At 62.4% G+C, this 23,489-nt stretch carries 21 protein-coding genes and 1 tRNA gene; 5 read left to right on the top strand and 17 right to left on the bottom strand.

Annotation, left to right across the window (positions count from 1 at the left end; all coding sequences use genetic code 11):
- Positions 1 to 47: 47 nt before the first annotated feature.
- From CAURI_RS05175 to typA, 7 genes are all read right to left on the bottom strand, one after another.
- Complete coding sequence (locus CAURI_RS05175; RefSeq protein ID WP_010187267.1) at positions 48 to 854, bottom strand: pseudouridine synthase; 807 nt, start codon at positions 852 to 854, stop codon at positions 48 to 50.
- Positions 855 to 1,940, bottom strand: a complete 1,086-nt coding sequence (gene dapC, locus CAURI_RS05170; RefSeq protein ID WP_010187268.1) for a succinyldiaminopimelate transaminase — start codon at positions 1,938 to 1,940, stop codon at positions 855 to 857.
- 3 nt (positions 1,941 to 1,943) lie between these two features.
- On the bottom strand, positions 1,944 to 2,267 hold the full coding sequence (gene fdxA, locus CAURI_RS05165) for a ferredoxin (protein WP_005327491.1): 324 nt from the start codon (positions 2,265 to 2,267) through the stop codon (positions 1,944 to 1,946).
- Positions 2,268 to 2,317: 50 nt separating this feature from the next.
- Entirely contained in the window at positions 2,318 to 2,710 is a 393-nt protein-coding gene (locus tag CAURI_RS05160; RefSeq protein ID WP_010187269.1) for a hypothetical protein, read from the bottom strand.
- Positions 2,707 to 3,573 carry a PIG-L family deacetylase gene (locus CAURI_RS05155; RefSeq protein WP_010187270.1) on the bottom strand — a complete coding sequence of 289 codons (867 nt, stop codon included), beginning with the start codon at positions 3,571 to 3,573 and terminating at the stop codon, positions 2,707 to 2,709. The genes CAURI_RS05160 and CAURI_RS05155 overlap by 4 nt, the downstream gene beginning before the upstream one ends.
- Complete coding sequence (locus CAURI_RS05150; protein ID WP_010187271.1) at positions 3,566 to 5,167, bottom strand: ABC transporter family substrate-binding protein; 1,602 nt, start codon at positions 5,165 to 5,167, stop codon at positions 3,566 to 3,568. The genes CAURI_RS05155 and CAURI_RS05150 overlap by 8 nt, the downstream gene beginning before the upstream one ends.
- 84 nt (positions 5,168 to 5,251) lie before the next feature.
- A complete protein-coding gene (gene typA / locus CAURI_RS05145) occupies positions 5,252 to 7,162 on the bottom strand; it encodes a translational GTPase TypA (protein ID WP_010187273.1) in 1,911 nt (636 codons plus the stop codon).
- Between the two features lie 261 nt (positions 7,163 to 7,423).
- On the opposite strand from typA, the gene CAURI_RS05140 reads away from it, so the two are divergent.
- Genes CAURI_RS05140 through CAURI_RS05130 form a run of 3 tightly spaced genes read left to right on the top strand, consistent with a single transcriptional unit; the run spans position 7,424 to position 9,642 of the window.
- On the top strand, positions 7,424 to 8,143 hold the full coding sequence (locus CAURI_RS05140; RefSeq protein ID WP_010187276.1) for an Rv1157c family protein: 720 nt from the start codon (positions 7,424 to 7,426) through the stop codon (positions 8,141 to 8,143).
- The gene (locus CAURI_RS05135) at positions 8,143 to 8,679 is read left to right on the top strand and encodes a ribonuclease FAU-1 family protein (RefSeq protein ID WP_010187279.1); all 537 of its coding nucleotides are present in this window, start codon (positions 8,143 to 8,145) and stop codon (positions 8,677 to 8,679) included. The genes CAURI_RS05140 and CAURI_RS05135 overlap by 1 nt, the downstream gene beginning before the upstream one ends.
- A gap of 42 nt (positions 8,680 to 8,721) precedes the next feature.
- Complete coding sequence (locus CAURI_RS05130) at positions 8,722 to 9,642, top strand: DUF808 domain-containing protein (RefSeq protein WP_010187282.1); 921 nt, start codon at positions 8,722 to 8,724, stop codon at positions 9,640 to 9,642.
- A gap of 3 nt (positions 9,643 to 9,645) precedes the next feature.
- Here CAURI_RS05130 and zupT read toward each other — a convergent pair whose 3' ends face one another.
- A complete protein-coding gene (gene zupT / locus CAURI_RS05125; protein WP_010187284.1) occupies positions 9,646 to 10,443 on the bottom strand; it encodes a zinc transporter ZupT in 798 nt (265 codons plus the stop codon).
- 79 nt (positions 10,444 to 10,522) lie between these two features.
- Between zupT and CAURI_RS05120 the strand changes: the two genes are divergently transcribed.
- A complete protein-coding gene (locus CAURI_RS05120) occupies positions 10,523 to 11,380 on the top strand; it encodes a hypothetical protein (RefSeq protein WP_236660831.1) in 858 nt (285 codons plus the stop codon).
- A gap of 448 nt (positions 11,381 to 11,828) precedes the next feature.
- On the opposite strand, the gene CAURI_RS05115 is transcribed toward CAURI_RS05120, so the two are convergent.
- From CAURI_RS05115 to CAURI_RS05100, 5 genes are all read right to left on the bottom strand, one after another.
- A complete protein-coding gene (locus tag CAURI_RS05115; RefSeq protein ID WP_010187286.1) occupies positions 11,829 to 12,128 on the bottom strand; it encodes a HigA family addiction module antitoxin in 300 nt (99 codons plus the stop codon).
- Between the two features lie 8 nt (positions 12,129 to 12,136).
- Positions 12,137 to 12,418 (bottom strand): type II toxin-antitoxin system RelE/ParE family toxin, encoded by a 282-nt coding sequence (locus CAURI_RS13585; RefSeq protein ID WP_010187287.1) that lies wholly within the window; start codon positions 12,416 to 12,418, stop codon positions 12,137 to 12,139.
- Between the two features lie 190 nt (positions 12,419 to 12,608).
- Entirely contained in the window at positions 12,609 to 14,399 is a 1,791-nt protein-coding gene (gene selB, locus CAURI_RS05110) for a selenocysteine-specific translation elongation factor (RefSeq protein ID WP_012714974.1), read from the bottom strand.
- A complete protein-coding gene (gene selA / locus CAURI_RS05105) occupies positions 14,400 to 15,686 on the bottom strand; it encodes an L-seryl-tRNA(Sec) selenium transferase (RefSeq protein ID WP_010187289.1) in 1,287 nt (428 codons plus the stop codon).
- Positions 15,687 to 15,707: 21 nt separating this feature from the next.
- A tRNA-Sec gene (locus CAURI_RS05100) sits at positions 15,708 to 15,802 on the bottom strand.
- A gap of 35 nt (positions 15,803 to 15,837) precedes the next feature.
- Here CAURI_RS05100 and selD point away from each other — a divergent pair.
- Positions 15,838 to 16,815: a selenide, water dikinase SelD gene (gene selD, locus CAURI_RS05095; RefSeq protein ID WP_010187290.1), complete on the top strand. Its 978-nt coding sequence runs from the start codon at positions 15,838 to 15,840 to the stop codon at positions 16,813 to 16,815.
- Here the strand turns inward: selD and nrfD are convergent.
- The 4 genes from nrfD to CAURI_RS05070 all read right to left on the bottom strand — a co-directional run bounded on the left by nrfD (position 16,805) and on the right by CAURI_RS05070 (position 23,178).
- Positions 16,805 to 17,899 carry an NrfD/PsrC family molybdoenzyme membrane anchor subunit gene (gene nrfD, locus CAURI_RS05090; RefSeq protein WP_012714973.1) on the bottom strand — a complete coding sequence of 365 codons (1,095 nt, stop codon included), beginning with the start codon at positions 17,897 to 17,899 and terminating at the stop codon, positions 16,805 to 16,807. The genes selD and nrfD overlap by 11 nt on opposite strands.
- Positions 17,896 to 18,939 (bottom strand): 4Fe-4S dicluster domain-containing protein, encoded by a 1,044-nt coding sequence (locus CAURI_RS05085; RefSeq protein WP_010187292.1) that lies wholly within the window; start codon positions 18,937 to 18,939, stop codon positions 17,896 to 17,898. Before CAURI_RS05085 ends, nrfD begins: the two co-directional genes overlap by 4 nt.
- A 9-nt stretch (positions 18,940 to 18,948) precedes the next feature.
- The gene (fdnG, locus tag CAURI_RS05080; protein WP_236660832.1) at positions 18,949 to 22,221 is read right to left on the bottom strand and encodes a formate dehydrogenase-N subunit alpha; all 3,273 of its coding nucleotides are present in this window, start codon (positions 22,219 to 22,221) and stop codon (positions 18,949 to 18,951) included.
- A gap of 123 nt (positions 22,222 to 22,344) precedes the next feature.
- Positions 22,345 to 23,178, bottom strand: coding sequence for a PRC and DUF2382 domain-containing protein (locus CAURI_RS05070; protein ID WP_010187295.1), 834 nt, complete (start codon positions 23,176 to 23,178; stop codon positions 22,345 to 22,347).
- Between the last annotated feature and the right edge of the window lie 311 nt (positions 23,179 to 23,489).

Raw genomic sequence — 23,489 nt, 5'->3', positions numbered from 1 at the left:
CCGTCTCTCAGCACAAACTAAACCGCACGCCCCGATAGCGCCCAATCTCACAGCTGAAACTCACGCTTGCGGCCGGTAACTGGATCGCTAAAACTCAAAGCGACATGGGAAAGCAGCAGCGGCGTGGAGAAATCATAAAGATCCAAGCCTCGATCCACGGGATAAGTATCATCCCCCACAATCGGATGTCCCAGGTGATTGAGCACCACGCGGATCTGGTGGGTATGGCCGGTGAGCGGCCAGACATCGGCAGTCGTTCCACTAGCACGCACGCGGGTCACCGTAGGCGTACCGGTGGAATCCACGCGGACCTGGCGCTCACCCCGCACGCGCCGCATACCCAGCCGTACAGTGCCGTCGAAGGAGAAGGGCGCGGCCACCTGAGCCCGGTAGTGCTTCACCACCACACGCTTCTGAAAGAGTTGCTGATACGCAGCGCGCGTGCGGGGATTGCGCGAGCACAGCACCAACCCCGAAGTCAACCGGTCCAGCCGGTGCAGCGGCACGATGGAGTCCTCATTAAGGTCCACGCGCAAGCGGGTTTGGAGGGTCTCGCGCACAATGCGCCCGTTCGACGTCGTGGGCAGAAAGTGCGGCTTGTCCGCGACTATCAGGTCCCCGTCTTCAAACACCACGCGGTAATCAAAGAGAATAGGCTCTTCGGAAGGTACCGAGGGGTGATACCAGGCCAGCGTCGGGCCGGGCAGCACGGTGCCGGGCTCCAATCGAGTACCGGGCGAAAACGCGGAATCGCCCGCCTCACCTGCCCAATAGGTAGGAGTGGCGGGCACGATGCCAGTCAGCATCACCTTACGCGGGCTAATCCCCTCCCGCGCCGGCGGGCGAAAGGCCATCTACTCAGCCAGGCGCGCGACGGCCGCTGCAATGCGCTCATCGGTGCCGTTCAGACCGATGCGCACGTACTGCTCGCCCGCTGGGCCGTAGAAATCACCGGGGGCAACGAGGATGCCGCGCTCGGCCAGCCAGTCGACGGTCTTGCGGCAGTTCTCACCGCGGGTTGCCCACAAGTAGAGCCCAGCCTCGGAGTGCTCGATCCTAAAGCCCGCGCCAGTCAGCGCCCGCATGAGATCCACACGGCGCGCGGCGTAGCGTTGGCGCTGGAGGGCTTCGGAGGGGTCGTCGTCAAGCGCGGCGACCATGGCCGCCTGGATGGGGCCTGGAACGATGAGCCCTGCGTGCTTGCGCAGCTCCAACAGCTCCGCGATCAGCTGGGCATCGCCCGCAAAGAAACCGGCGCGGTAGGAGGCCATGTTCGCGCTCTTGGACAGCGAATGCATGGCGATGAGCCTGGTGTTGTCACCATCAGTCACGCGCGGATCCAGGATGGACACCGGCGGGTTCTCATCATCCCAGCCCAAGCCCATGTAGCACTCGTCCGAGGCCACGATGGCATTGTTCGCGCGCGCCCAGGCGACGATCTCACGCAGCTTCTCGACACCCAATACCCGGCCCGTCGGATTCGACGGCGAGTTGATGAATACCAGCGAGGCGTCTTCGAAGTCCTCGTCAGCGCGCAGAGGCTTGGCACCGGCCAGAAGCACACCGACTTCATAGGTGGGATAAGCCACCGTCGGGAAAGCCACGGTCTCGCCGCGCATGCCCAGCAAGGTGGGCAGCCACGCGATGGCCTCCTTGGTGCCGATGACCGGCAGCACCGCGTCCACGTTCATGTTGTAGCGGCGCTGCAGCGCCTTCGCAATGGCCTCGCGCAGCTCCGGGGTACCCTGTGTCTGCGGATAGCCGGGAGCCTCGGCCGCTGCGGACAGCGCTAACTGCACGCCAGGGGCAACTGGATCAACGGGATTGCCCACCGATAGGTCAACGATCCCGTCCGGGTGCGCCTGCGCTTTCTTCTTGGCGTCAGCAAGCGAGTTCCACGGAAAATCCGGGAGTGTGTGTCCAAGCGGCGTGCGGCTCATGGTCTACTCCTGGTTCTGGGGCGGGAGTGCAGCGATCATCGGGACGTCAAAGTCCTGCGGGCCGAGAGCTGCTGCGCCGCCCGGGGAGCCGAGATCGTCGAAGAAGGCTGCGTTGGCATCGTTGTAGTCCAGCCACTCATCCGGGACATCATCCTCGTAGAAGATGGCCTCCACCGGGCAAGCCGGCTCGCAGGCGCCGCAGTCCACGCACTCGTCCGGGTGGATGTAGAGCATGCGCTTGCCCTCGTAGATGCAGTCGACCGGGCACTCTTCAACGCAGCCGCGGTCCATCACGTCGACGCAAGGCTGCGCGATGGTGTAAGTCATAAGGTGTTTAAACTCCTGTGTGTCACGGGTTTTCTACGACTAACAGTATGCTACTCCGAGGCGAAAAATGGCCAAACGCTACCCGCGATTCCCGCGGCGAACAGCAGCAGGCTGAGAATATTATTGGGCAGCAGGCTGCTATCCCCCATGGCGGCTCCCAGCATGAACGCGAGAAATCCTCCCACCCACGCCAGCCCTGGCACACCGGCGATGTAGGGATTCTCACTCCACAGGCGGGCTGTGCGGGTTAACACTCCGTTGAACCAGAAAGCGATGAGGATCGTGATGGGAAAGGCCATCCCGGTCTCGCCGGGCCACGGCACCCGAGCGGTGAGATAAACCACCTCGAGGGTCAGCGAGCAGAGTGCTCCTAGAACGAGCCACACTAGGCCCCCCACTTGCTCGCCGCGAGAGAAGTCAGTACGAATGGCGCGCTCGGTCACTTCTCCCCCAGCAATGAATCCTGTGGCTCTCCCTGTCCCAATTGGTAGAACTCCTGACGCAGCAGAGGCATGGTGAGCAAATTCGACAAGGCATAGGCTGCGGGAACCTGCGCGGGGTCCTTGAGCCCCACTTGGACGGCGTGCGGGTTGACGGGGGTGAGGGAACCGTCGGCAAGCCAGATCTGCGTGGCGTGGGCCAGCATCGCTGCGCGCTTGGCGCTGAGAGCCGCGTCAGTGAGCTCGTAGGTGATATCGCAGTCAGCGTTCGTGAAGTTGTCCAGGTACTCCTTATCCGGCAAGCTCCAGCCCTCCGGAGGTGTGACAGCCTCGAGGCCGCGATAGTGCGCGGTGCGTTCGAAGACGGCCCACCAGATACGCTGCTCGGGCTCGGCAGCCGCGTGCACGGCCTTGTGCACGGCGATATGGTCGGGGTGCCCGTAGCCGCCGTCCGGACCATAAGTCAACACCGCGTGTGGTCGCAGCACAGCAAGGTGGCCGTGTAACAACTCTGTGGCCTCGTCCACGCGGTTCACCAGGGCCCGCGGATTCTCGTGAGCGGGCGAGCCTTCCATCCCGGAATCACGGAAGTGCCCGAACCCGCCCAGCTGAATGCCCTCGACTCCTAAAGCGTCGAGCGCGTGCTTGAGCTCCCAAGCACGGAAGCCTCCCAGCTGACCGGTTTCCGCGAGGCCTTGATAAGGCTCGCCGATGATCTCGCCTTCCTCACCCAGCGTCGCGGTAATCACGGTGACCTGCGCGCCGCGTGCGGACAAATCCGCCAGCGTGCCGCCGGTAAAGAGCACCTCATCATCCGGGTGAGCGTGAACAGCCACGACGCGGTAGCCCGCGAGATCCTTAATCATCGTCTTTCCTCCACTGCGGTGCGCTAATCAGACCGGAATCCCAGTCCTTAATGCTTTGTCCGGGGCCAACAATACCCTTGCCCAAAGCGTGGACTCGCACCTCATTGAGCAGCGGGACGAAGAGCACTTCTTCCTTATTGAGCTGCTCCACCCGTTCTTCGGCGGCCTCGGAATCCAGCTCACCGGAGAGGATGCCAAGGGCGGACTCCGCGGAGTTGTCTGGGCAGAAACCCGACAGCGTTGCCGCTGGGCGCGTCGGCGTAGCGCACACGAAGTAATTGGCCAAGCTCATCGCATCGCTACCGTTCTCATCCCACGCCACCACGGCATCCACCTTGCCCGCCGGAAGCAGGTCGGAGGTAATGGTGGTCAGGCGTTCGGTGACGACCTCCGCGTCGATGGCTTTGGCCTGCAAGACGTCCACGATGGTGGTGGCTGCGGCCAAAGCAGTAGGGTTCTGGGGATCCACGCCGATGCGCACGGGTTTGCGTCCCGCACGCTCACGCAGCGGGGCAAGCTCCGCGTTGCTGCCAAAGGGGTTGTGCCCAGGCTCCAGCTCCGAGGCGCGGCCGGTGGCCAAGCGGGCTATCTGGTCGGTATCCAGAAGCGAGGCTAACGCACGGCGCTGGGGCTGCTCATTGAGAGCGCCCTCCGCGGCAGACATTTCCAAGCGGAGCTGGCGTTGCCGTATCACCACACCGGTATTGACATTGCTGAGCAGGCTCAAGTTCTCCAGGGTGGTCTGTTGTGGGGTGAAATCAGCAAAACCGATCTGGCGCGAGCGCAGCATATTCACCGCCTGCGCGGTATCGCGAACAGCGCGCAGCTGGATGACGTCAATATTCGCGGGATCTTCTCCCCAGAAACGGTCATTGCGGTTGAGAGTGATGATTCCTCGCCCGCGGTCCATGCTTTCCACGAGGTAGCGCCCAGCGGAGGCGGGGATCCCGTCGGCCAGCACTGAGGCGAAATCCCTGTCTTCTAGAAGGTGGGAGGGCATCAGATGGGCAAAGAGTTTGTGCCAGACTTCGACGCGGTGGCTGAAGTCCACGGTCACCACCCGCCCGTTGCCGGAGGTCCGCACGGCCTCGATAGCCCGATAGCCAGAAACATTCTTAGCCCCCGGGGTGCGAGTTATCTGGGACCACAAATAGTAAAAGTCGGAACCACTGATCGGCGTGCCATCAGACCATTGAGCTGGAGCGGCGATGGTATAGCGCACACGCATCGCAACGCCTTCGGGGGCTTCGATCTCCTCGGCAGATTCCAGGACATCCGTGTCCATCTCGGTGCCGTGGAAAGCAGAGGGCAACACTAGCTCCGCAATCTGATTAACCAGCTCGGAGTTATTTACCACCAGGTGCGGATTGAGCCCGCCACGCAGCGGGTCGACCCCGATGGACACGGTGCTGCGCTTCGGCAGAGCATCCTCTTCGGGTGCCGCTTCCCGCGGTGGTGCCGTCGTGCTGGAATTCGTTGGAGTGGCGCTGCGATCATCCTCGTCCACCACCGGCGGCGGGCCAGGGTTAGCCTGGCAGGCAGTGAGCAGGGCGGCTGCGAGGATGACCCCAAGCCTAGGCAGGAAACCGTCCACTCCACACAACCTCTAAATCCGAAAAACTCTTCCGCGCTAGTTTAGTACCCTGGGGCGGCGCTTGACGACGCCCCACGGCTCCCCCTACTTGTTGAGCTGCTTAGCGCGTGCGGCCGCGCGCTTGCGGTCGGTGGCAGAAAGCTCAACCTTGCGCACACGCAGGACCTTCGGGCCGACCTCGACGCACTCGTCGGTGCCACAGAACTCCAGCGCCTCATCAAGGGACAGGGTCTTGGCCTTGGCCAAGGTCACGGTGGCATCCGCGGTGGCGGAGCGCATGTTGGTCAGCTTCTTTTCCTTGGTGATGTTGATATCCATATCCTCATCACGGTTGTTGGCGCCGACAACCATGCCCTCATAAGCCTCCATGCCCGGCTCCACGAAGAAGTCACCGCGGTCTGCCAGCTGCTGCAGAGCGTAGGCGGTGATCTGGCCGGAACGGTCAGCCACGAGTGAGCCGGTCGGGCGGGCCTTGATGTCGCCGGCCCAGACGTCGAGGCCGTCGGAGATGGAGTTAGCGATGCCGGAGCCACGGGTCTCCGTCAGGAACTGGGTGCGGAAACCGATGAGGCCGCGGGCCGGGATGCGGAAGACCATGCGTACCCAGTCGCCCTCGCGGACATCCATGGACTGCATCTGGCCCTTGCGGGCGGCCAGCAGCTGGGTGATGGCACCCTGGTGCTCGGAGGGGGAATCGATGGTGAGCATCTCGTACGGCTCCATCGTCTTTCCGTCGATGACCTGGGTGACTACCTGCGGCTTGCCGACGGTCAACTCGAAGCCCTCACGGCGCATGTTCTCGATGAGCACGGACAGAGCCATCTCGCCGCGGCCCTGAACCTCCCAAGCATCCGGGCGCTCGGTCGGCAGCACCTTGATGGAGACGTTACCGATGAGCTCCTGGTCCAGGCGGGCCTTGACCATACGAGCGGTCAGCTTATCGCCTCCGCCCTGGCCTGCCATCGGGGAGGTGTTGACACCAATGGTCATGGAAATGGCTGGCTCGTCGACCTTGATGCGCGGCAGCGGCTCTGGGTGCTCGACATCCGCGATGGTGTCACCAATCATGATGTCGGAAATACCGGAGATGGCAACGATGTCACCGGCAATAGCCTCGGTATCCGGCTGGCGCTGGAAGCCGACGGTGCGAAGCAGCTCCGCCACCTTGACTGTCTTGGTGTGCATCTCTCCTTCCTCGTCATAGTGCATCCAAGCCACCTGCTGGCCCTTCTTGATAGTGCCGGAGTAGATGCGCAGCAGGGCGATACGACCAAGGAAGTCATCGGAGTCCAAGTTGGTCACGTGCGCCTGCAGAGGAGCGTCGACCTTGGCGGAGGGCTCGGGGAGGACGTCATAGATGACGTCGAAAAGCGCCTGCAGATCATCGGCGTTCGGGACATTACCGTTGCCCGGGTTCTCCGTGGAGGCCTTGCCCTCGCGACCGGAAGCGTAGAGAACTGGCAGATCCAAAAGCTCCTCGGCTGCAGCGGCTGCTTCCTCATCCTCCAGGCCGGCGGCGATTTCCAGCAGCAGGTCCTGGGCCTCGGTGACGACCTCATCGATGCGGGCGTCGGGGCGGTCGGTCTTATTCACGCAAATGATGACCGGCAGCTTCGCCTCCAGAGCCTTAGTGAGCACGAAGCGGGTCTGCGGGAGGGGGCCTTCGGAGGCGTCGACAAGCAGCACAACGCCGTCGACCATCGAGATGCCGCGCTCCACCTCGCCACCGAAGTCGGCGTGGCCCGGGGTGTCGATGACGTTGATGATGAGATCCCCGCCGTCCTTGCCCAGGCCCTTGCGGTGGATGGCCGTGTTCTTCGCCAGAATGGTGATGCCGCGCTCGCGCTCCTGATCATTGGAGTCCATGACGCGATCCGAGTGTTCGCCATGGTCGCCGAAAGCGCCGGACTGCTCCAGCATGCCGTTGACGAGGGTGGTTTTACCGTGGTCAACGTGCGCGACGATGGCTACGTTACGGAACTCAGTATTACTCACGTGTGGGGTGCTCCTTAAAAGCATGATGCGTTAGCGGTATGAACGGCCCTTAAATATACTCTCTAGCTCTTTGATGTGCAGCATCCCGCAGAGCGCTGCGGGATGTAACAGATTGGTATCAACAGTCGACATACTGCACAGTAGACCTCTATTTAGAGTTGACTACACCAAAAAAGTGAATATTGTGGCAGCAGATACTATTGTGACGCATGTGATTTAGTTTCTGCCGTCACGTCCCCCACCCACACACAAGGATTTTCCATGGCCTTTTCCGAACAGCACTCTTCCCGCTCCGCCCGTCGTGGCGTCGCCGGACTCACTGCTGCCGTGATGATGGGCCTGCTCAGCATCACGCCCGCACACGCCGGCGCCCCCGACCTCTCCTCGCTCGTGAGTATCCCACAGAGCAGCAACCCGCTGGACAGCCTCGGCCGTCCCACCCCGGAGACGCAGGAGCGCGTTCGTGCTTTCGCCGCACAGCCATGGATCCCACAGGAGGCCCGCAGCGCCATCCTCACCGCACTCAACTTCACTGCTGGTGAAGGCGGCGAGGGCGGCGTTGCCATGCCGGAGGGAAATAACCCCGGCTTCCGCCAGTTCTACTGGCCCACGGTCTCCGCGCAGTGCATCGGCGGGCAGGGCGACTCGGTGGGTTCCGCCATCGCCGTGCCTGGCCCGACTGATATGCCGGCCCCAGGTGCAGGTGAAGGCGAAGCAGTCTTCCTCTTCACCGCGCTGGGTACCCCGACCGCCGCTGAAGAGCAGGGCGACATGCGCGTCCAGTGGTTCAACCTGGACACCTTCCAGTTTGGCACCACTCCCCTGTTCAACAACGGCATCAACACCGATGGACCAACCACTGTCTCGGGCCGCGCAACGACTGGCAAGGGCACCGTCGTGGCGGTCCTCTCCGGTGCGGTCAACACTGCAGAATCCTCGTGTTCCTTCCCACCTACCGCGGCTTACCTCGAGGTGAACTAATGAGCACAGATCTGCACCCAGTCAAGCAAGAGACCTTCAATACGGCCGACAACATCAATGTCGACCCGAAAGGTTTCCAGCGCGAGGTAGACACCTACCGGGTCACCGATTTTGGCCTGTACATGGCCCGCGGCGCCAACCACCCGCGCTTCGGCTACCTCGAGTCTTGGCTGCTGCCGGAGCTCGGCCTGCGCGCCAATATCTTCCACTTCCGCGAGGGCGTGGACGTGCACCAGGACTTCTACATCGACATCGCCGACATCGACGTTGACGGGGACGTGTGGACCACCCGCGATCTCTACGTCGACTTGGTTTCTACCTCCGGCGAGCCGGTCGACGTGCTCGACATCGACGAGCTAGCCGCGGCCACCTCCAACGGCCTCATCAGTGCCGAGGAGGCCGAGCGCGCCATGGAGCGCACGCTGGCCGCCGTCGAGGGCATCACGCGTTACGGCGATGACGCCATGAATTGGCTGCGCACGCTGGGCATGGACCTCACATGGGCAGAGGATGTAGAGCTCGTTCCTGCCGAGTAAAGTTGGGGAGACACTTCTCCCCTACCCCTAAGGATGTGAGCCATGGCCGGTGGCCTCTTTGCCCTGCTTGACGACGTCGCCCTGATCGCCCGCTCCGCTGCCTCCAGCGTCGACGACGTGGCAGCGCTAGCCGGAAAGACTTCGATGAAAGCCGCCGGTGTCGTCGTCGATGACGCCGCCGTCACGCCCCAATATGTCCAGGGCGTCAAGCCGCAGCGCGAGCTGCCAATGATCTGGCGCATCACCAAGGGCTCGCTCATCAACAAGCTCGTCATCATCCTGCCCATCGCGCTCATCCTGTCGTGGATCGCGCCCTGGGCACTTACCCCCATCCTCATGTGCGGCGGTACTTACCTGTGCTTCGAGGGCGCGGAGAAGATCTTCCACTCAGTTTTCCACCGCGGCGAAAAGGAGGAAAAGCCAGCAGAAGAAAGAGGCCCTGAGGCCGAAGACTCCCTGGTCAAGTCCGCTATCACCACGGACCTCATCCTCTCCGCCGAGATCATGGTCATCTCCCTCAACGAGGTCATGGACCAACCCTTCTGGCTGCGCCTCGGCACCCTAGTCACCGTCGGTGTCCTCCTCACCTTGGGTGTCTATGGCGCCGTCGGGCTGCTAGTCAAGATGGATGACATCGGCGTCGCCCTGCTCAAGCGCCACGATGGTGACTCCGCCCTGGGTACCGCGTTGGTGAAGGGCATGCCCATCGTGCTCAACATCATCGGCATCATCGGCACCGCCGCCATGCTGTGGGTCGGCGGCCACATCGTGGTCAAGGGCCTGAGCGAATTCGGCGCCGAGCAGCCTTATGGCTTCATCCACCACGTGACAGAGAGCATCAACAACGGCGCCCTCGCCTGGTTGGCGGACACCGGCTTGTCCATGCTGTGCGGCTTTATTCTGGGCGCCGTCATCGTCAGCATTGTCATGGCGGTCAAGGCCACCGCGGAGCGCGTGAAATAACCTCTAAATAAACAGCGCGAGTGAAACCGCCATGACCGCCATGCCGGCGATAAGGCCGTAGATGGCGCAGTGGTGTTCGCCGGTTTCCTCCGCCGTGGGCAAGAGCTCATCCAAGGAGATGAACACCATGATGCCGGCGATGACAGCGAAGCTGATGCCGAAGGTCATCGGCCCGATAAATGGCATCAGCAGCGCGAAGCCGATGAGAGCGCCGAGGGGCTCGGCTAAGCCAGATAGCGTGGCCCACCAGAAGGCCTTCTTGCGTGAGCCCGTTGCGCTGCGCAGGGGCACCGCCACCGCAATGCCCTCGGGGATGTTGTGGATGGCAATAGCCACGGCAACGGGAATGGCGATCTCTGGGGCTTCCAGGCCCGAGAGGAACGTGGCGAAGCCCTCGGGGAAATTGTGGATGGCCAGCGCGAAGGCGGTGAACATGCCGGTCTTAATCAGCCTTTTACGCCGGGCTTCTTCTTCGGTCGTGGCCGGCTCGTGCGGGTTAATCTCCTCCGGCACGAGGCGGTCAATGATGGTGATAATCGCAATGCCCGCGAAGAACGCCCCCATCATCGTCCAGGTGGCGCGCGCTTCGTCCCCGAGAGTGCTCTCTAGCTTCTTCAGGGCTTCCGGCAGGATTTCCATAAAGGAGACGTAGAGCATCACGCCCGCGGATAAACCCAGCGCAGCCGCCATGAACTTCGGGCCAGGCTCGCGCTTGCCGACGGCTAGGGCGCCACCGATGGACGTCGACAAGCCCGACAGCAGCACGAGGCTGAAAGCGAACGCAATGGTGGCTAAGTCCATAGTGGGAAACTATAGCGTGTCTAACCCGGCCTCTGCGTAAGCTTGAAAGAAGTCCATCGCATCCCATCTGACTCTTGAGGTGACTGTCGCAACCATGGCGCTGTATCCGCTGGCTCCGTCTTACTTTGGTGTCGAGCACGTCGCGATTCTTGAGCACGTGAATCTCTCCACCGCGTTGAGCATCCCGGGTTTGGCGCAGCAGCCTGCGCTTGTCGACGTTTCCTTGCTCCCCGACCCCACCACGGGAGGCTGGCGCGTGCGATCGGATTTCGGTTTTCTTGGTGCGCTCGATGGCGAGGAGTCTGCCGAGTATCCCGCGCTCAATCGTCTGCGCACAGCGGCGATGACTCCAGCAACGCATGCCACCGTCGAGATTGTAGACGGAGAGGTGGAGGTCGCCGTTGCCGTGGGACTCGACCCGTGGATGATTCCGGCGAACAATCAGCCGGCGGGTACTGCCCTGCTCAGCGGGGGCCACGGCGCGCTTGTCCGCGTCGCGGAAGGCGAGCTCACCGCACACCAGCTGCGTGAGATGGGAACCGAGCAGCTTATCGTGACGCTTGCGCTTCTCGACGGCACCGTCCTCGCCACCCACGACAACCTCGTCCTCGGGCCGTGTGCTGAGCTCTCCGATACCCCGGCACTGGCCGCCGCATTCGCGGCCGCCACCCAGTCCGGTGCTTCCCTGGCCGCTCGGGCTTATGTTGCTGCGGGCCGCATCGCAGTGGACCTTCCCCTCGATCCCACAGACCCTACTCACTCTGCCGAGCTCTTCGCGCCTGCGGTCCCACCGCTGCCGCTCGACCCGGACAATCCCGCCGTCCCGCCGGCACTCGACCCCGACGCCGATTGGGAGTTCACTGCCCCGGCCGATCCCCTCGCCTCGCCGCTGCCGGCCGGTCCACGAGCCTTCGCGTCCCCGAAAGACACCTTTTAACTAACACCTTATGCGCAACAGCTAATACACTGACCTGGGGTTTCTTTGCACCCTGGCCACAAAAGGTGCCTTTACTTTGGTTCCTTTGCCCCTGTTGGTCGGCCACGATCTGGCTGCTAAACCCACCTCTCGCGTAGGGTCTTATTTACGCTAGCTCACCGTTTTAGAAGCTCAGGAACACAGCATGCCCAGCAAATGACACAACAATCGCAGAAATCGATCCTCTACAGGCTCCAAAGCTGACGAAGTTGAGGCTTCGAAGAAACGCTATGCGAAGAGGATGGAGCACCTTGCTACCCGACAAGAGCGCTATGCCGATCGCGATTTTGTAATCTGGGCAGAAGACTCCTGGGGAAGCGATGATCCTGACCTAGGCAGCCGCCGTTCGATCCGCTCTGCTTCTGGAGGACGCCCCCAGTCCAATCGCTCTCGCTACTAACCGCTGAATTTAAGCCGCCCCGAGGGGCCTAATACCATTGATTTCATCAGCGACTGCGTCTTCAGCCACCTCCAACTCATAACGGCTTTGCAGGTTGAGCCAATACTGCGGTTCGATGCCGAAGTACCTTCCAAGCCGAAGAGCAGTGTCTGCGGTAATTCCACGCTTGCCGTGGACAATCTCATTAATCCTCCGCGGCGGAACGCCAATTTCTACAGCCAGTTTGTGTTGGGTAATCCCAAAAGCTTCGATGAAATCTTCATTAAGCACTTCGCCGGGATGAATCGGCGGATAAAGCTTGGTACTCATAACGGTCCTTAGTGGTAGTCCTCGATAACAACGTCCGCTGGGCCAGCCTCGGTCCAGCGGAAAGTGATTCTCCACTGCTGATTGACCCGGATACTGAATGTTCCTTTCCGGTCACCTTTCAAAGCCTCGAGGCGGTTACCCGGTGGGACACGTAAGGAGTTCAGTGAAACAGCAGCATCAAGCTGATGGAGTTTTCTATTAGAAGTTTTATGGATTCTCGGATCAATCCGCGGCGACGCTTCGCGTAACCAGACAAGCTCGGTATCACGGTTACCGAAAGACTGGATCATGGTTTCACCCTACAAAACATAACGGAGACCGTCAATGACGGCCACCGTTAAGCTACCGAAGTCCACTCAGTCCTGAGCACTGCCCTCATAGTTCTACTAGCCCCAAAGACACCTTTTAACTAACACCTTATGCACTGCAGTTAACGCACTGACCTGGGGTTTCTCCGAAAACCAGCCACAAATGGTGCCTTTACTTTGGTTCCTTTGTCCCTGGCCCGAACGTGAAGCGCTTGCCATCGACTAGGCGGGTCGCGCCGGTGGCATCGAGGTGCTCCAACAGTGGGATGGCAACCCGGCGCGTTGTGCCCAGGGCTTGACGTGCCTCCGAGAGGGTGAATGGCTGTTCCAACGTAGAGACCACCTCGAGTGCCTCGCGTGGAGCTGAGGGCAAAAGCACAACGCCCTTGGCCAGCCGAAGCACGCGCCCGGCGCGTTCGGCAGCGGCAAGCTCCTTGGAGCCCAGTCCCAATTCCTTGAGGTCAGCAGCCTCCGGGGCGGCGAAGGTCTCAGCGCGCAGGCGCCGTTCGAGCTCAGCTACTCCCCTTTCCGCAGCACCTAGGTTTAGGGCCTGACCGGGCACACGCAGCACGCCATCCGCTGACTCGAGCTTGGCTGCCGCCACCGCCAACCCCAGCAGGGACGGCTCCGATAGGTGCAGGGTGTCCATGGCCGCTGCTTTCGTCAGTCCTGGGGATAGCGGGTTGGCTGCCCTGTGTTCGTCGACCGCACGCAGAAGTGCGTTCTTCCACGCGGTCACCTGTCGTGCGGCAATCCACCACTGAGCGAACTCGATGACTCCGGCAGGCTTTTCCCCCACCGAGAAGCCATCGCGCACGAGCTCTTCGTGTGCAGCGTAGCCGCAGCGTTTGAGCCACTCGGACGGGTTGGTCGGCTCTAGAACTTCTAGCTCAGCTGCGCGCTTCTTCGCATCACCACGTCTGCTCAGCTCAGCCGGGTGCACGTCCACGACTTCGAAGCCCGCCGCTACGTGCCGCCCGCCGGGGCTGCGCACCACGAACCTATCGAGCAGCGTGAGAGGTAGCGGGCTTTCCAGTGTCAACCGCGCGAACTCACCGCCTAAAGGCCGCAAACGCGCGCCCACCCCCACCGTGCCAATGTGCACCACGAGGTTCTGGGGAAGCTCAGCCATCTCAGTGCCAAAGGTGCGGCGAATATCCACGGTATCGAGCACCCGCCAGCGACCTGGGCTCAGCAGTGCATCCCCACGATGAACCTCATCCGCGGCCACCCCACGGAGGTTGAGCGCTACACGCGTAACCGGACCAGCGCTGTCCACCGACGTGTTTTCACTGTGTACTCCGCGCACCGTCACGAGTTGCCCGCCAAGCTCCATCTCATCCCCCACCGAGACAGTCCCCGCCGCCAACGTTCCCGTCAGCACGGTGCCCGCGCCTTTGACGCTGAAGGCACGATCCACCCACAACCGCACGCGCGCCTGCGGATCCGACGTGGGCATGCCGGCGAGAACCCGGTCCAGTTCGGCGCGCAGCTTCTCCACGCCCTCGCCGGTCTTTGCGGAGACTTCGACTACTGGAGCGTCGGCAAGCGCAGTTCCAGCCAGCTCCGCCCGCACCTGCGCGGCTACCTCAGCGCGGCGAGCAGTGTCAGCCCTATCAGCACGAGTCAGCGCCACCACGCCGTGCTCGATTCCCAGAGCGCGCAGAGCATCGCGGTGATCGGTGGACTGCGCCTGCCAGCCTTCATCGGCCGCCACCACAAAGAGAACCACCGATGCCGGCCCCACCCCGGCCAGCATGTTGCCCAAGAACTTCTCGTGCCCCGGCACATCAACAAACGCGACGTCCGCGCCCGAGTCCAGCCTCGTCCACACAAAGCCCAAGTCAATGGTCAGGCCGCGCCGCTTTTCTTCCTCCCAGCGGTCCGGTTCCATCCCCGTCAGCGCCTTGACCAGGCTCGACTTGCCGTGATCCACGTGCCCCGCAGTGGCCACTACATACACCTAGATCACCGCCCGCAATGCCGCGATGAGCTCTGCATCCTGTGCCTCCGGCACGCAGCGCACATCCACCAGGCAACGTCCCTGATTCACGCGCGCCACCACAGGAGGCTCTCCCAACCGCAGAGGACGCGCAAGCTCTTCCGGCAACGCCACGGCCCACCCCGGGAGCGGCACCTCGGGAGCCCCGCCACCACCGACCCGCCCGGCGTGTTCAACGACCTCACCTCCCACCGCCGCGGCCACCTTCTCGGTGCGCTCGCGGTGGCGCTGCGGATCAATGTGGAGCGCGTCCTGCACGGCGTTGGAGTAAGTGGCAAGTGAGGCCTCAAGGGCGTTGAGCCGCAGCTTATCGATGCGCACCGCCCGCGCCAGCGGATGCTTCTTACACGCGGCGATCGCTTCCTTCTGTCCCACAAGCACCCCGGCCTGTGGTCCGCCGAGCAGCTTATCCCCCGAAAAGAGCACCAGATCTGCGCCATCGCGCAAGGCCTCGCTGGCGGAAGGTTCTGCCGGCAGCGCGTTGTCCGGACTAAGCAGCCCCGAGCCGATATCCACGATGAGCGGCAAGTCGGTGAGCGCACGAAGCTCAGCAACCGATACCGAAGAAGTGAACCCACTGATCACAAAGTTGGAGGGATGCACCTTCAAGATAGCTCCCGTGTCCTCCCCCATCGCCCGCTCATAGTCCGCCAGGTGGGTGCGGTTCGTAGCGCCCACCTCGCGCAAGCGGGTGGCCGTGGACTCGATAAGCTCGGGCAAGCGGAATCCCGCGCCAATCTCGATGAGCTCACCGCGGGAGATGATGACCTCCTTGCCAGGGGCCAAGGCGGCGGTCGCCAGCAACAGCGCGGATGCCCCATTATTGACCACCAGTGCATCCTCCGCGCCGGGGCAGGCCGCCAGCACCGCATCAATCGCCGCGCGCCCTCTATCCCGTGAGCGCTGTCCACTATCCAAGTCCATCTCAACGTCCGTGTACCCAGCCGCCGCTACGAGCGCGTCGACCGCGGCCGGCGGCAATGGGGCCCTACCTAAGTTCGTGTGGATGATCACGCCCGTGGCGTTGATGACGCGGCGCAAGGAATGAGGCTGCGCAACTTCCAGCCTGTCGGCCAGCTCCCCTTCGATCTGCGAAGGGGCGAGGGAACCGCGGCGGGCGTCGGCAAGCACGGCGTCGATGATCGCGCGGACCGAGTGCGGGGCCAATCGGTGCTGCGCATCCTGCACCGCCGGGTACTGGAGGATCTCATCCATCTTCGGGATAAAGCGGCGGGGGTCTGTCGTCATGGGTCCTCCTAGCAGCACGGATGGCGGAGACGGACAGGAATCGAACCTGCCAGACCGAGGTACTCGGCCTCACCGGTTTTGAAGACCGGGGCGCCCACCAGGACACGTACGCCTCCGTCTGCTCACCTTACACGCGGCTAAAGTAGTACTTATGACTGACATTAAACTTACGTCCTTTGCCGCCGGTGGCGGTTGCGCCTGCAAGATTCCTCCGGGAGAGCTCGAATCGGCCGTCGCGGGCCTCGTGGGCACCGCGGACCCCAACGTGCTGGTCGGGCTTGACGACGGCGACGATGCCGCCGCCGTGCGCATCCCAAACGGCCTCGCGGTCATCTCCACCGCGGACTTCTTCACCCCGATGATCAACGACCCCTATGACTGGGGCCGGGTGGCGGCAGCCAATGCGCTTTCCGACGTCTACGCCATGGGCGGCACTCCCATCACCGCCATCAACCTCGTGGGCTGGCCGCGTGAGAAGCTCGGTCTTGATGTATTGCGCGAAGTCCTGCGCGGTGGCATGGATGTGGCCAGCGAGGCGGGGATATCCATTACTGGTGGACACTCCATCACTGCCCCGGAGCCCACGTATGGTTTGGCTGCCACGGGCATCGTCCATCCCGACAAGATTATGCGCAATGACGCCGCCGAGGCGGGCCTGCCCATCACGCTGACCAAGCCGATTGGCGTGGGCATCCTCAACAACAAGCACAAGGCCACCGGCGAAGTCTCCCAGGCCGCGGTGGATTCCATGACCACGCTCAACCGCGACGCTGCCGCGGCCGCCGTGGCCGCAGGCGTGCGCGCGGCGACCGACGTCACCGGCTTCGGGCTTCTGGGCCACCTCTACAAGATGTGCCGCGCCTCCGGTATTGGTGCGGAGCTGGATTTTTCCGCTGTTCCTGCGGTGGACGGCGCCATGGAGGCCCTGGCGGAGGGCTTCATCCCGGGCGGCTCGCGCCGCAACCTGGATTGGGTCCGCCCCCACCTCGACTCAGACTTGAGCGAAGAGGACTTGGTCTTCCTCGCCGATGCCCAAACCTCCGGTGGCCTGCTGGTCATCGGCGAGGTTCCTGGCTATCCGGTCATTGGGCGCACCGTGACAGGTGAGGCGCGCATTACTATCCGCTAGTCACCGTCGAGTGCGTGAGGCCTTCTGCCTGGCGGCGGGCCTCAGCACGGCGCTTCTGCGGGCCGATGCTTGTCGACGGATCTTTCACCGCCTCCAACCCCGCATTGAGCACGCCGAAACGAGTGCAGGCAGAACCCGCCAGAAGCGCCAGGCCGGAGACCACCGACACCGCGCGCGACTTTGTGACCGACGCGATTGCGGTTCCCACCCCGCCCGCGGCAATGAGCGCCTCGGAGGCCTTCATGAGTTTCCCGGGTGTGCCTTCGTGCAGCGGGCGCAGAGGCTCTGGCTCCATGTTCGCTTCCATGACACGGGTCGCGGCCAGATCGGTCGCCGCGGCAGTGATACCGAGTACTCGTGCCGCGCCAGCATTCTCCACCGGGGTAAAGACCATGGCGGCACCCGACGCCGCAGCCGAAGCCGAGGACACGAACACATAAGGCAGATGCTTCTTCGCGTCATTCCACGTCGGGTTTGACGTGTTGGCCAACAGCACCGCCGTGTAGCCCGCCAGCGGGCCACCAAGCACGCCGGCGACAGCGCCTGCTGGACCCGCCGCCTTATCGAGGAGGCGGCGAAGCGACTTCGGTAGCACACCGCCGACCAGTTCGTCCGCTTCCACGACCGCGGGCAGCGCCGCGGCGGAAGCGAAGCTGCCCAGGATCCACGAGCCGATGGACATCGGCGAGGTCACCTTGAAGACGCGGAACATGTTGAGCAGGCGCTCTGGGCGGCCGAGGTCGAGCACCAAAAAGACCGACCCTACCGACGCCGCGGAGAAAGCCGTCAACCGCGTCGAGCGTTTCAGCGGTGCGTTCCCAGTGGCCTGGGCACCGGCGGCCAACATCGCAGAACCGCCGGCCACGCCGCCGAGGAAGAGATAGCCGCCGATGGGCCACTCCCACGGCGGGGCCGTGACTACGGGCTTGCCGTAATACGAGGAGAACTCGAAGTCCTCCGCCATGCGCTCTTCTTTGGAACCATCCTGTGCCCCGGCTCCGACTCGTCCACGCCGGCGCTTCTTGCCGCCGCCTCGCCTGCGCCTAGGCTCCTGCGGCGGGCGGTACTCATCGAACTCGCTCACTTGCGGCCTCCCAACATGAATGCCCCGGCCACGGCCAGCGCCATTCCTCCGATAGCTTTCACTGCGGTCTTGTACATCTGCGGCAAATCCGCCGTTGGAACGCGCGGATCCGGCGGCAGCCCGTAGACCTCTGGGGAATCGAGCAACAGGAAAATAGAACCCGTTCCACCGACCCCATCCTGGGAATTGGCGCCATAGAGACGAGCCTCGGTCAGCCCCTGCTCGTGCAGGACGCGGACGCGCTCCTTCGCGGCAGCGAGCATCTCCTCGTAAGGGCCGAACTGGATGGAATCCGTCGGACACGTCTTGGCGCACGCGGGCTGCTCGCCGATCTTGAGGCGGTCATAACACATGGTGCACTTCTGGGCCACGCCCAAGTTCTTGATCGGCATCGCCTGCCCCGGCATGTGGTCGGGCCCCTGGGGTTTCAGCTGCTTCAGCTTGGCCAGCACGTTCACACCCGCGTGGTCAGGTACGTCATAATCCACGGTGGCGGTCTTGTCTGCCTTGAGCGTCACGCCGCCGTCATCGCGGCGCTCAATGACGCCAAACGGGCAACCGGCAACGCAGGTCCCGCAGCCATTGCACACATCATCCTGCACCACGACGGTGCCGAACTCGGAGCGAAAGAGCGCGCCCGTCGGGCACACGTCCAAGCAGCCCGCGTTGGTGCAGTGCTTGCACACGTCGGAGGACATCAGCCAGCGAAAATCATCGGTATCTGGGGTGACGCTTGGGGCGGAGGCTGTGGGCATACCCAGCGCGACGAGTCTGCGCCCCTCCTCGCGCGCCTGCTCAATGCGCTCGTTGTTTTGCTCGATGAAGGCCACGTGGCGCCAGGTATTAGCGCCCAGCCCGCCGGTGTTGTCATAGGAATTACCGGTGACCGCATAACCCTCCACCGGGTTGCGGTTCCATTCCTTGCACGCCACCTCGCAGGCCTTGCAGCCGATACATACCGAGGTATCGGTAAAGAACGCCATGCGCTGATAGGACTCATAGCCGTGCCGGTCAGCCTTCTCGGTCAAAATATTAGCCACGCGTCCTCCTTAGCTTTCTTTACCTTCATAGTCTGCCTCGTTGCCCGCCGTTGAATCATCACCAGTGTTCTCTGCGGAGGCGGTGCTCTCAGTGGTGAAGGCGTCTGAGACATCCAGGATCCTGTTTCCGGATTCCACGGTCAGGTGCGCCCGCTCCTGGTACTCACGCAAGAGCTTGACGCGGGCCTCGCCCCGCGGGCGGCGGCCCGGCTGAATATCGCACGCACCCACCTTGGAGTTCTGGATGAACACGTTCGGCTCCAAGGTCAGACCCAACAGGTCGTTGGCGCCATCGCCGGCCACCTCGGTGGTCTCCGATTCTCCGTAGTGATACGGCAGGCCGATCTGGTGGAAGTCCTCACCATTGATGGTGAGCATCTCCATGCGGTCCGTCACCAAAACCTGAGCCTCGATGACGCCGCGCGGGGACACGATGGTGGCCCACTCGCCGTTGACCAATCCACGCTTGGCGGCCAGTTCCTTGTCCACCTCGCAGAAGAGTCCCGGCTGCAGCTCCGCCAAGTAAGGCAAGCGGCGCGACATCGCACCGGAGGTGTACATCTCCGTCAGACGGTAGGTAGAGAAGACAAACGGGAAGACCTCGGCACCGCGCTCCCCTGGCTCCGGGCGGGAAAGGTTGTCCGCGCGTTTGATAGTCAGGCGCGTCGGTGACTGCTGCTGCTTGTACAGCGCGTTGTGCACCGGTGATTCTTGCGGCTCGTAGTGAGTCGGCAGCGGTCCGTCGGACAGCCCCTTCGGCGCGAACAGCCAACCCAAGCCATCCGGCTGCATAATGAAGGGATCATCACCGTCCAGGGCGTCGGGGCCGACGGCGTCGACAGGCGCGACGTAGTCCGGGCGCTTGGTCACCGGGAAGTCCGGGACATCATCGCCGACCCACTTGCCCTGGTCCTCGTCCCACCAAATGTACTTCTTGCGCTCCGACCACGGAGTGCCATCCGGCTTGGCGGAGGCGCGGTTGTACAGGATGCGTCGGTTGGCCGGCCAGACCCAGCCCCACTCGAGTGCCACCTCGTTCTGCTCCGAACCCGGGACCTTCTTCGCGGCGTGGTTGATGCCGTCCTTATACACGCCGGTGTAAATCCAGCAGCCGCCGGAGGTAGAACCATCGGCGCGCATCTCCGTGAAACTCGGCAGCAATTGGCCCTTCTTCGGCCCGTCGAGGTAGTAGCCGTTGATCTCGCGCAAGATCTCGTCCGAGCTGGGATCCCCGTGCTCATCCTCGGTGTAATCCCACGTCACGGACTTAATCGGCAGGTCGCGCGGGTCGGTCGAATTCGCCAAGCGCTCCCTAATCTTCTTGCCTAGGTGGTAGAAGAACCACGCCTCACTGCGGGCCTGGCCCGGCGGCGGAGTCGCCTGGAAGCGCCACTGCACCATGCGCTGAGTCTGGGTAAAAGTTCCGGACTTCTCCACGTGCGTTGCCGCCGGCATGAGGAAGACCTCGGTAGCAATCTCCTCGGTCTTGAGCTCGCCGTTCTTGACTTCCGGCGAGTCCTTCCAGAAACTTGCCGTTTCAATCTCTTGGAAATCGCGCACGACCAGCCACTTCAACGAGGCGAGTCCGCGGCGCTGCATGCCGCCGTTGGACTGCGCCACCGCTGGGTTCTGTCCGAAGACAAAGTAGCCTTCCACTTCCTTGCGCAGCATAGCCAGCAAGGTCTCGTAGGTCGAGTGCGCTCCGGAGAGGCGCGGCATGAGATCAAAACCCCAGTTGTTCTCCTTGGTGGCGGCGTCGCCCCAGTAGGACTTCATGAGCGAGACCGCGTAGTTCTCACCCAACTGCCAGAAGCCCTTCTGGTCCTCCTGCCGGAAGGAATCCAGGTAATCCGCCCAGGTTTCCTGGTCCACATGCGGCATGGGCAGGTAACCCGGCAGCGAGTTGAACAGGGTCGGGATATCGGTCGAGCCCTGAATCGACGCATGCCCGCGCAGGGCCATGATGCCCGAACCGGGGCGGCCCACGTTGCCCATGAGCAGCTGCAGGATTGCCGCGGTGCGGATGAACTGTGCACCCAGAGTGTGCTGGGTAAAGCCCAGAGCGTAGGCGAAGCACGTCGTGCGCTCCGGGTTAGAGTTCTGCGCAATGGAATCCGCCAAGTAGTAGAAGTCCTCCGGCGAAATACCGCAGGTCTCCTCCACCATCTCCGGGGTGTAGCGCGAGTAGTGGCGCTTGAGAATCTGGAAGACCGTGTTTGGGTCCTCCAGAGTCATGTCCTTCTCCACGTTCCACGAGGAGCCCTCGGGCTTTTGCACATACTGCCACGAGTCCGTGACGTACTTGCCCTTCTCTGCGTCATACCCAGAGAACAGTCCCTCGAGGTCCTCGGTGTCCTTAAAGTCCGGCGAAATTATCGACGCCGCGTTCGTGTAATCCACCACGTAATCGTGGAAATACAGGTCATTATCCAGCACGTACTTGATTATCGCGCCGAGCAGCACCACATCCGTACCACCGCGAATGCCGATGTGACGGTTCGCAAAGGCAGACGTACGCGTGTAGCGCGGATCAACGTGAATAATGCGCGCGCCGCGCTTCTTGGCTTCAACGACCCACTGGAAACCCACTGGGTGGCATTCCGCCATATTAGAACCCTCAATGACGATGCAATCCGCATTCGCCATATCCTGCAGCGGTTGGGTTGCGCCGCCGCGGCCAAACGAAGTTCCTAGACTAGGAACGGTGGCGGAGTGTCATATACGCGCTTGGTTTTCCACCTGAATGGCGCCGGTGGCGGTAAACAGCTTCTTAATGAGGTAGTTCTCCTCATTATCCAGCGTCGCTCCACCCAGGCCCGCAATGCCCATTGTGCGGTTGAGGCGACGCCCCTGCTTATCGACGTCCTCCCAGTGCCTCGCGCGCGCTTCCACAAAGCGGTCCGCGATCATGTCCATCGCGGTCTCTTCATCGAGCTCCTGCCATTCGGTGGCATAGGGCGCCCGGTACTTGATCGTGGTGATTCGGGTCGAGGAGTTAATGAGCTGCTCAGAGGCCGAGCCCTTAGGGCACAGGCGGCCGCGGGAAATCGGGGAATCTGGGTCGCCCTCGATTTGGATGACGCGGTCATCTTTGACATAAACGCGCTGAGAACAACCCACTGCGCAGTAGGGGCAGACCGACTGGACGACGCGGTCCGCGTCAACGGTGCGTCCGCGCAGGTCTTCACTCTTAGCCGACTGCGTGGACACGTCGCGGCCGAAGGCATCCTTGTTCCGGATTTGGCGCACAACGGGCCAATTCAGTGGGCTAAAACGTGACATGATTCAAACCTACTGGCTTGGCCTTGCGTTTTCCACCCTGTTCAAGACCAAAAAATACTGAGCAAACCCAAAACGCGAAAAGCTGGAGCTTTGCAGCTCCAGCCTCTTAGCCCTTAACCGAGATTACTTGCGGGTCTCGGTGATGCCGTCGGTATCGATTTGCTCCTTGCGCAGATCCTCGGTGTGGGTCTCGGTGTCCTTGATGGTCTCCTTGGAAAGGTTAACCTTCTCCACCGGGACGGTCTTCTTCTCTACATTCACGCGCTCTTCGTGCAGGGTAACGGAGGCTTCCTCCGCGCCGTTATCACCGATGGTGCCGGTGTAGTTGGCAGCGTCAGCCTCGGAAATCGGGGTGCGCTCGACGCGAACCTCTTCGCGCTCAACCGGAACCTCGACGGTCTCGGTATCGGTCACGACGTACTTGCGCAGGCGCGCCTCGCCGGTGGCCACGCGCTCCTTGTTGACGTCCAAGCGCTCCTCGGAGCGGATAACCTCGCCCTCATTGTTGCTGAGGTTGCTGCTGGTAGCAGCGGTCTCATCCTTAGCGTGTGCACCTGCACCAGCACCGGCAACACCAGCGCCAGCTACGCCAGCACCGGCAACGCCAGCGCGCTCATCACGCTCGTCACGGTAGGTGGTTACGTCCTGTGCGTTCTCGAGGTCGTAGTGCTTGAAGATGTCCGCCTGCGCCTCAGGAGTCAGCGGCTTATCGGAGTCAAAGTCCGGTGCGTTCTCGATGCGGTCCTTGGAGAAGGCCAGCTTGAGCTCATCACCGGTGAAATCGTGACCACGGAGCGGAACCAAGCTGGAGCTCATACCGAACAGACCGTGGTTGACCTCAACGAAAGTCGGCTGACCGGACTGCTCGTCGACGAAGACCTCCTTGACGGAGCCCAGCTTCTCGCCGGCCTTGTCGTATGCGGTTGCGTTAAACAGATCCTTGATGTTCTTACCCATTGTTTCTCTAAACCTTTCTACATTTGGTCTATATCTCGATGGCAAACGATAGCTTTCATCTCTACCCCCATAAATCCCAGGGGATTGGGGGACGATTTGCTATTTCGTTTGCGTTGACCCCCACCATACGGACGAAACAACAATGCGCCACCGCCGCATCCCCTTCTTTTGCCAAAATCGCACATAGCCGCAGGTCACATTAGCTATAACGATTAGATTACAGACTATTTGAGCACTTCAAACGCCCACCAGTCCCCGCCCTGCACTCCTGCCCCATACCCTAGAACGAAACATTAAGGCGCTAACTTGCG

The sequence above is a fragment of the Corynebacterium aurimucosum ATCC 700975 genome (assembly GCF_000022905.1).
Classification (GTDB): domain Bacteria; phylum Actinomycetota; class Actinomycetes; order Mycobacteriales; family Mycobacteriaceae; genus Corynebacterium; species Corynebacterium aurimucosum_F.
This window is presented reverse-complemented; position numbering and strand designations above follow the sequence as displayed.

Excerpts from the sequence above, each read along its gene's own strand:
- selD (WP_010187290.1), top strand. The coding sequence starts at position 15,838 with ATGACTGACATTAAACTTACGTCCTTTGCCGCCGGTGGCGGTTGCGCC.
- CAURI_RS05070 (WP_010187295.1), bottom strand. The coding sequence starts at position 23,178 with ATGGGTAAGAACATCAAGGATCTGTTTAACGCAACCGCATACGACAAG.
- CAURI_RS05115 (WP_010187286.1), bottom strand. The coding sequence starts at position 12,128 with ATGAGTACCAAGCTTTATCCGCCGATTCATCCCGGCGAAGTGCTTAAT.
- CAURI_RS13585 (WP_010187287.1), bottom strand. The coding sequence starts at position 12,418 with ATGATCCAGTCTTTCGGTAACCGTGATACCGAGCTTGTCTGGTTACGC.
- dapC (WP_010187268.1), bottom strand. The coding sequence starts at position 1,940 with ATGAGCCGCACGCCGCTTGGACACACACTCCCGGATTTTCCGTGGAAC.
- CAURI_RS05155 (WP_010187270.1), bottom strand. The coding sequence starts at position 3,573 with ATGATTAAGGATCTCGCGGGCTACCGCGTCGTGGCTGTTCACGCTCAC.
- fdxA (WP_005327491.1), bottom strand. The coding sequence starts at position 2,267 with ATGACTTACACCATCGCGCAGCCTTGCGTCGACGTGATGGACCGCGGC.
- selA (WP_010187289.1), bottom strand. The coding sequence starts at position 15,686 with ATGACGACAGACCCCCGCCGCTTTATCCCGAAGATGGATGAGATCCTC.
- CAURI_RS05130 (WP_010187282.1), top strand. The coding sequence starts at position 8,722 with ATGGCCGGTGGCCTCTTTGCCCTGCTTGACGACGTCGCCCTGATCGCC.
- CAURI_RS05135 (WP_010187279.1), top strand. The coding sequence starts at position 8,143 with ATGAGCACAGATCTGCACCCAGTCAAGCAAGAGACCTTCAATACGGCC.
- zupT (WP_010187284.1), bottom strand. The coding sequence starts at position 10,443 with ATGGACTTAGCCACCATTGCGTTCGCTTTCAGCCTCGTGCTGCTGTCG.
- CAURI_RS05175 (WP_010187267.1), bottom strand. The coding sequence starts at position 854 with ATGGCCTTTCGCCCGCCGGCGCGGGAGGGGATTAGCCCGCGTAAGGTG.
- CAURI_RS05140 (WP_010187276.1), top strand. The coding sequence starts at position 7,424 with ATGGCCTTTTCCGAACAGCACTCTTCCCGCTCCGCCCGTCGTGGCGTC.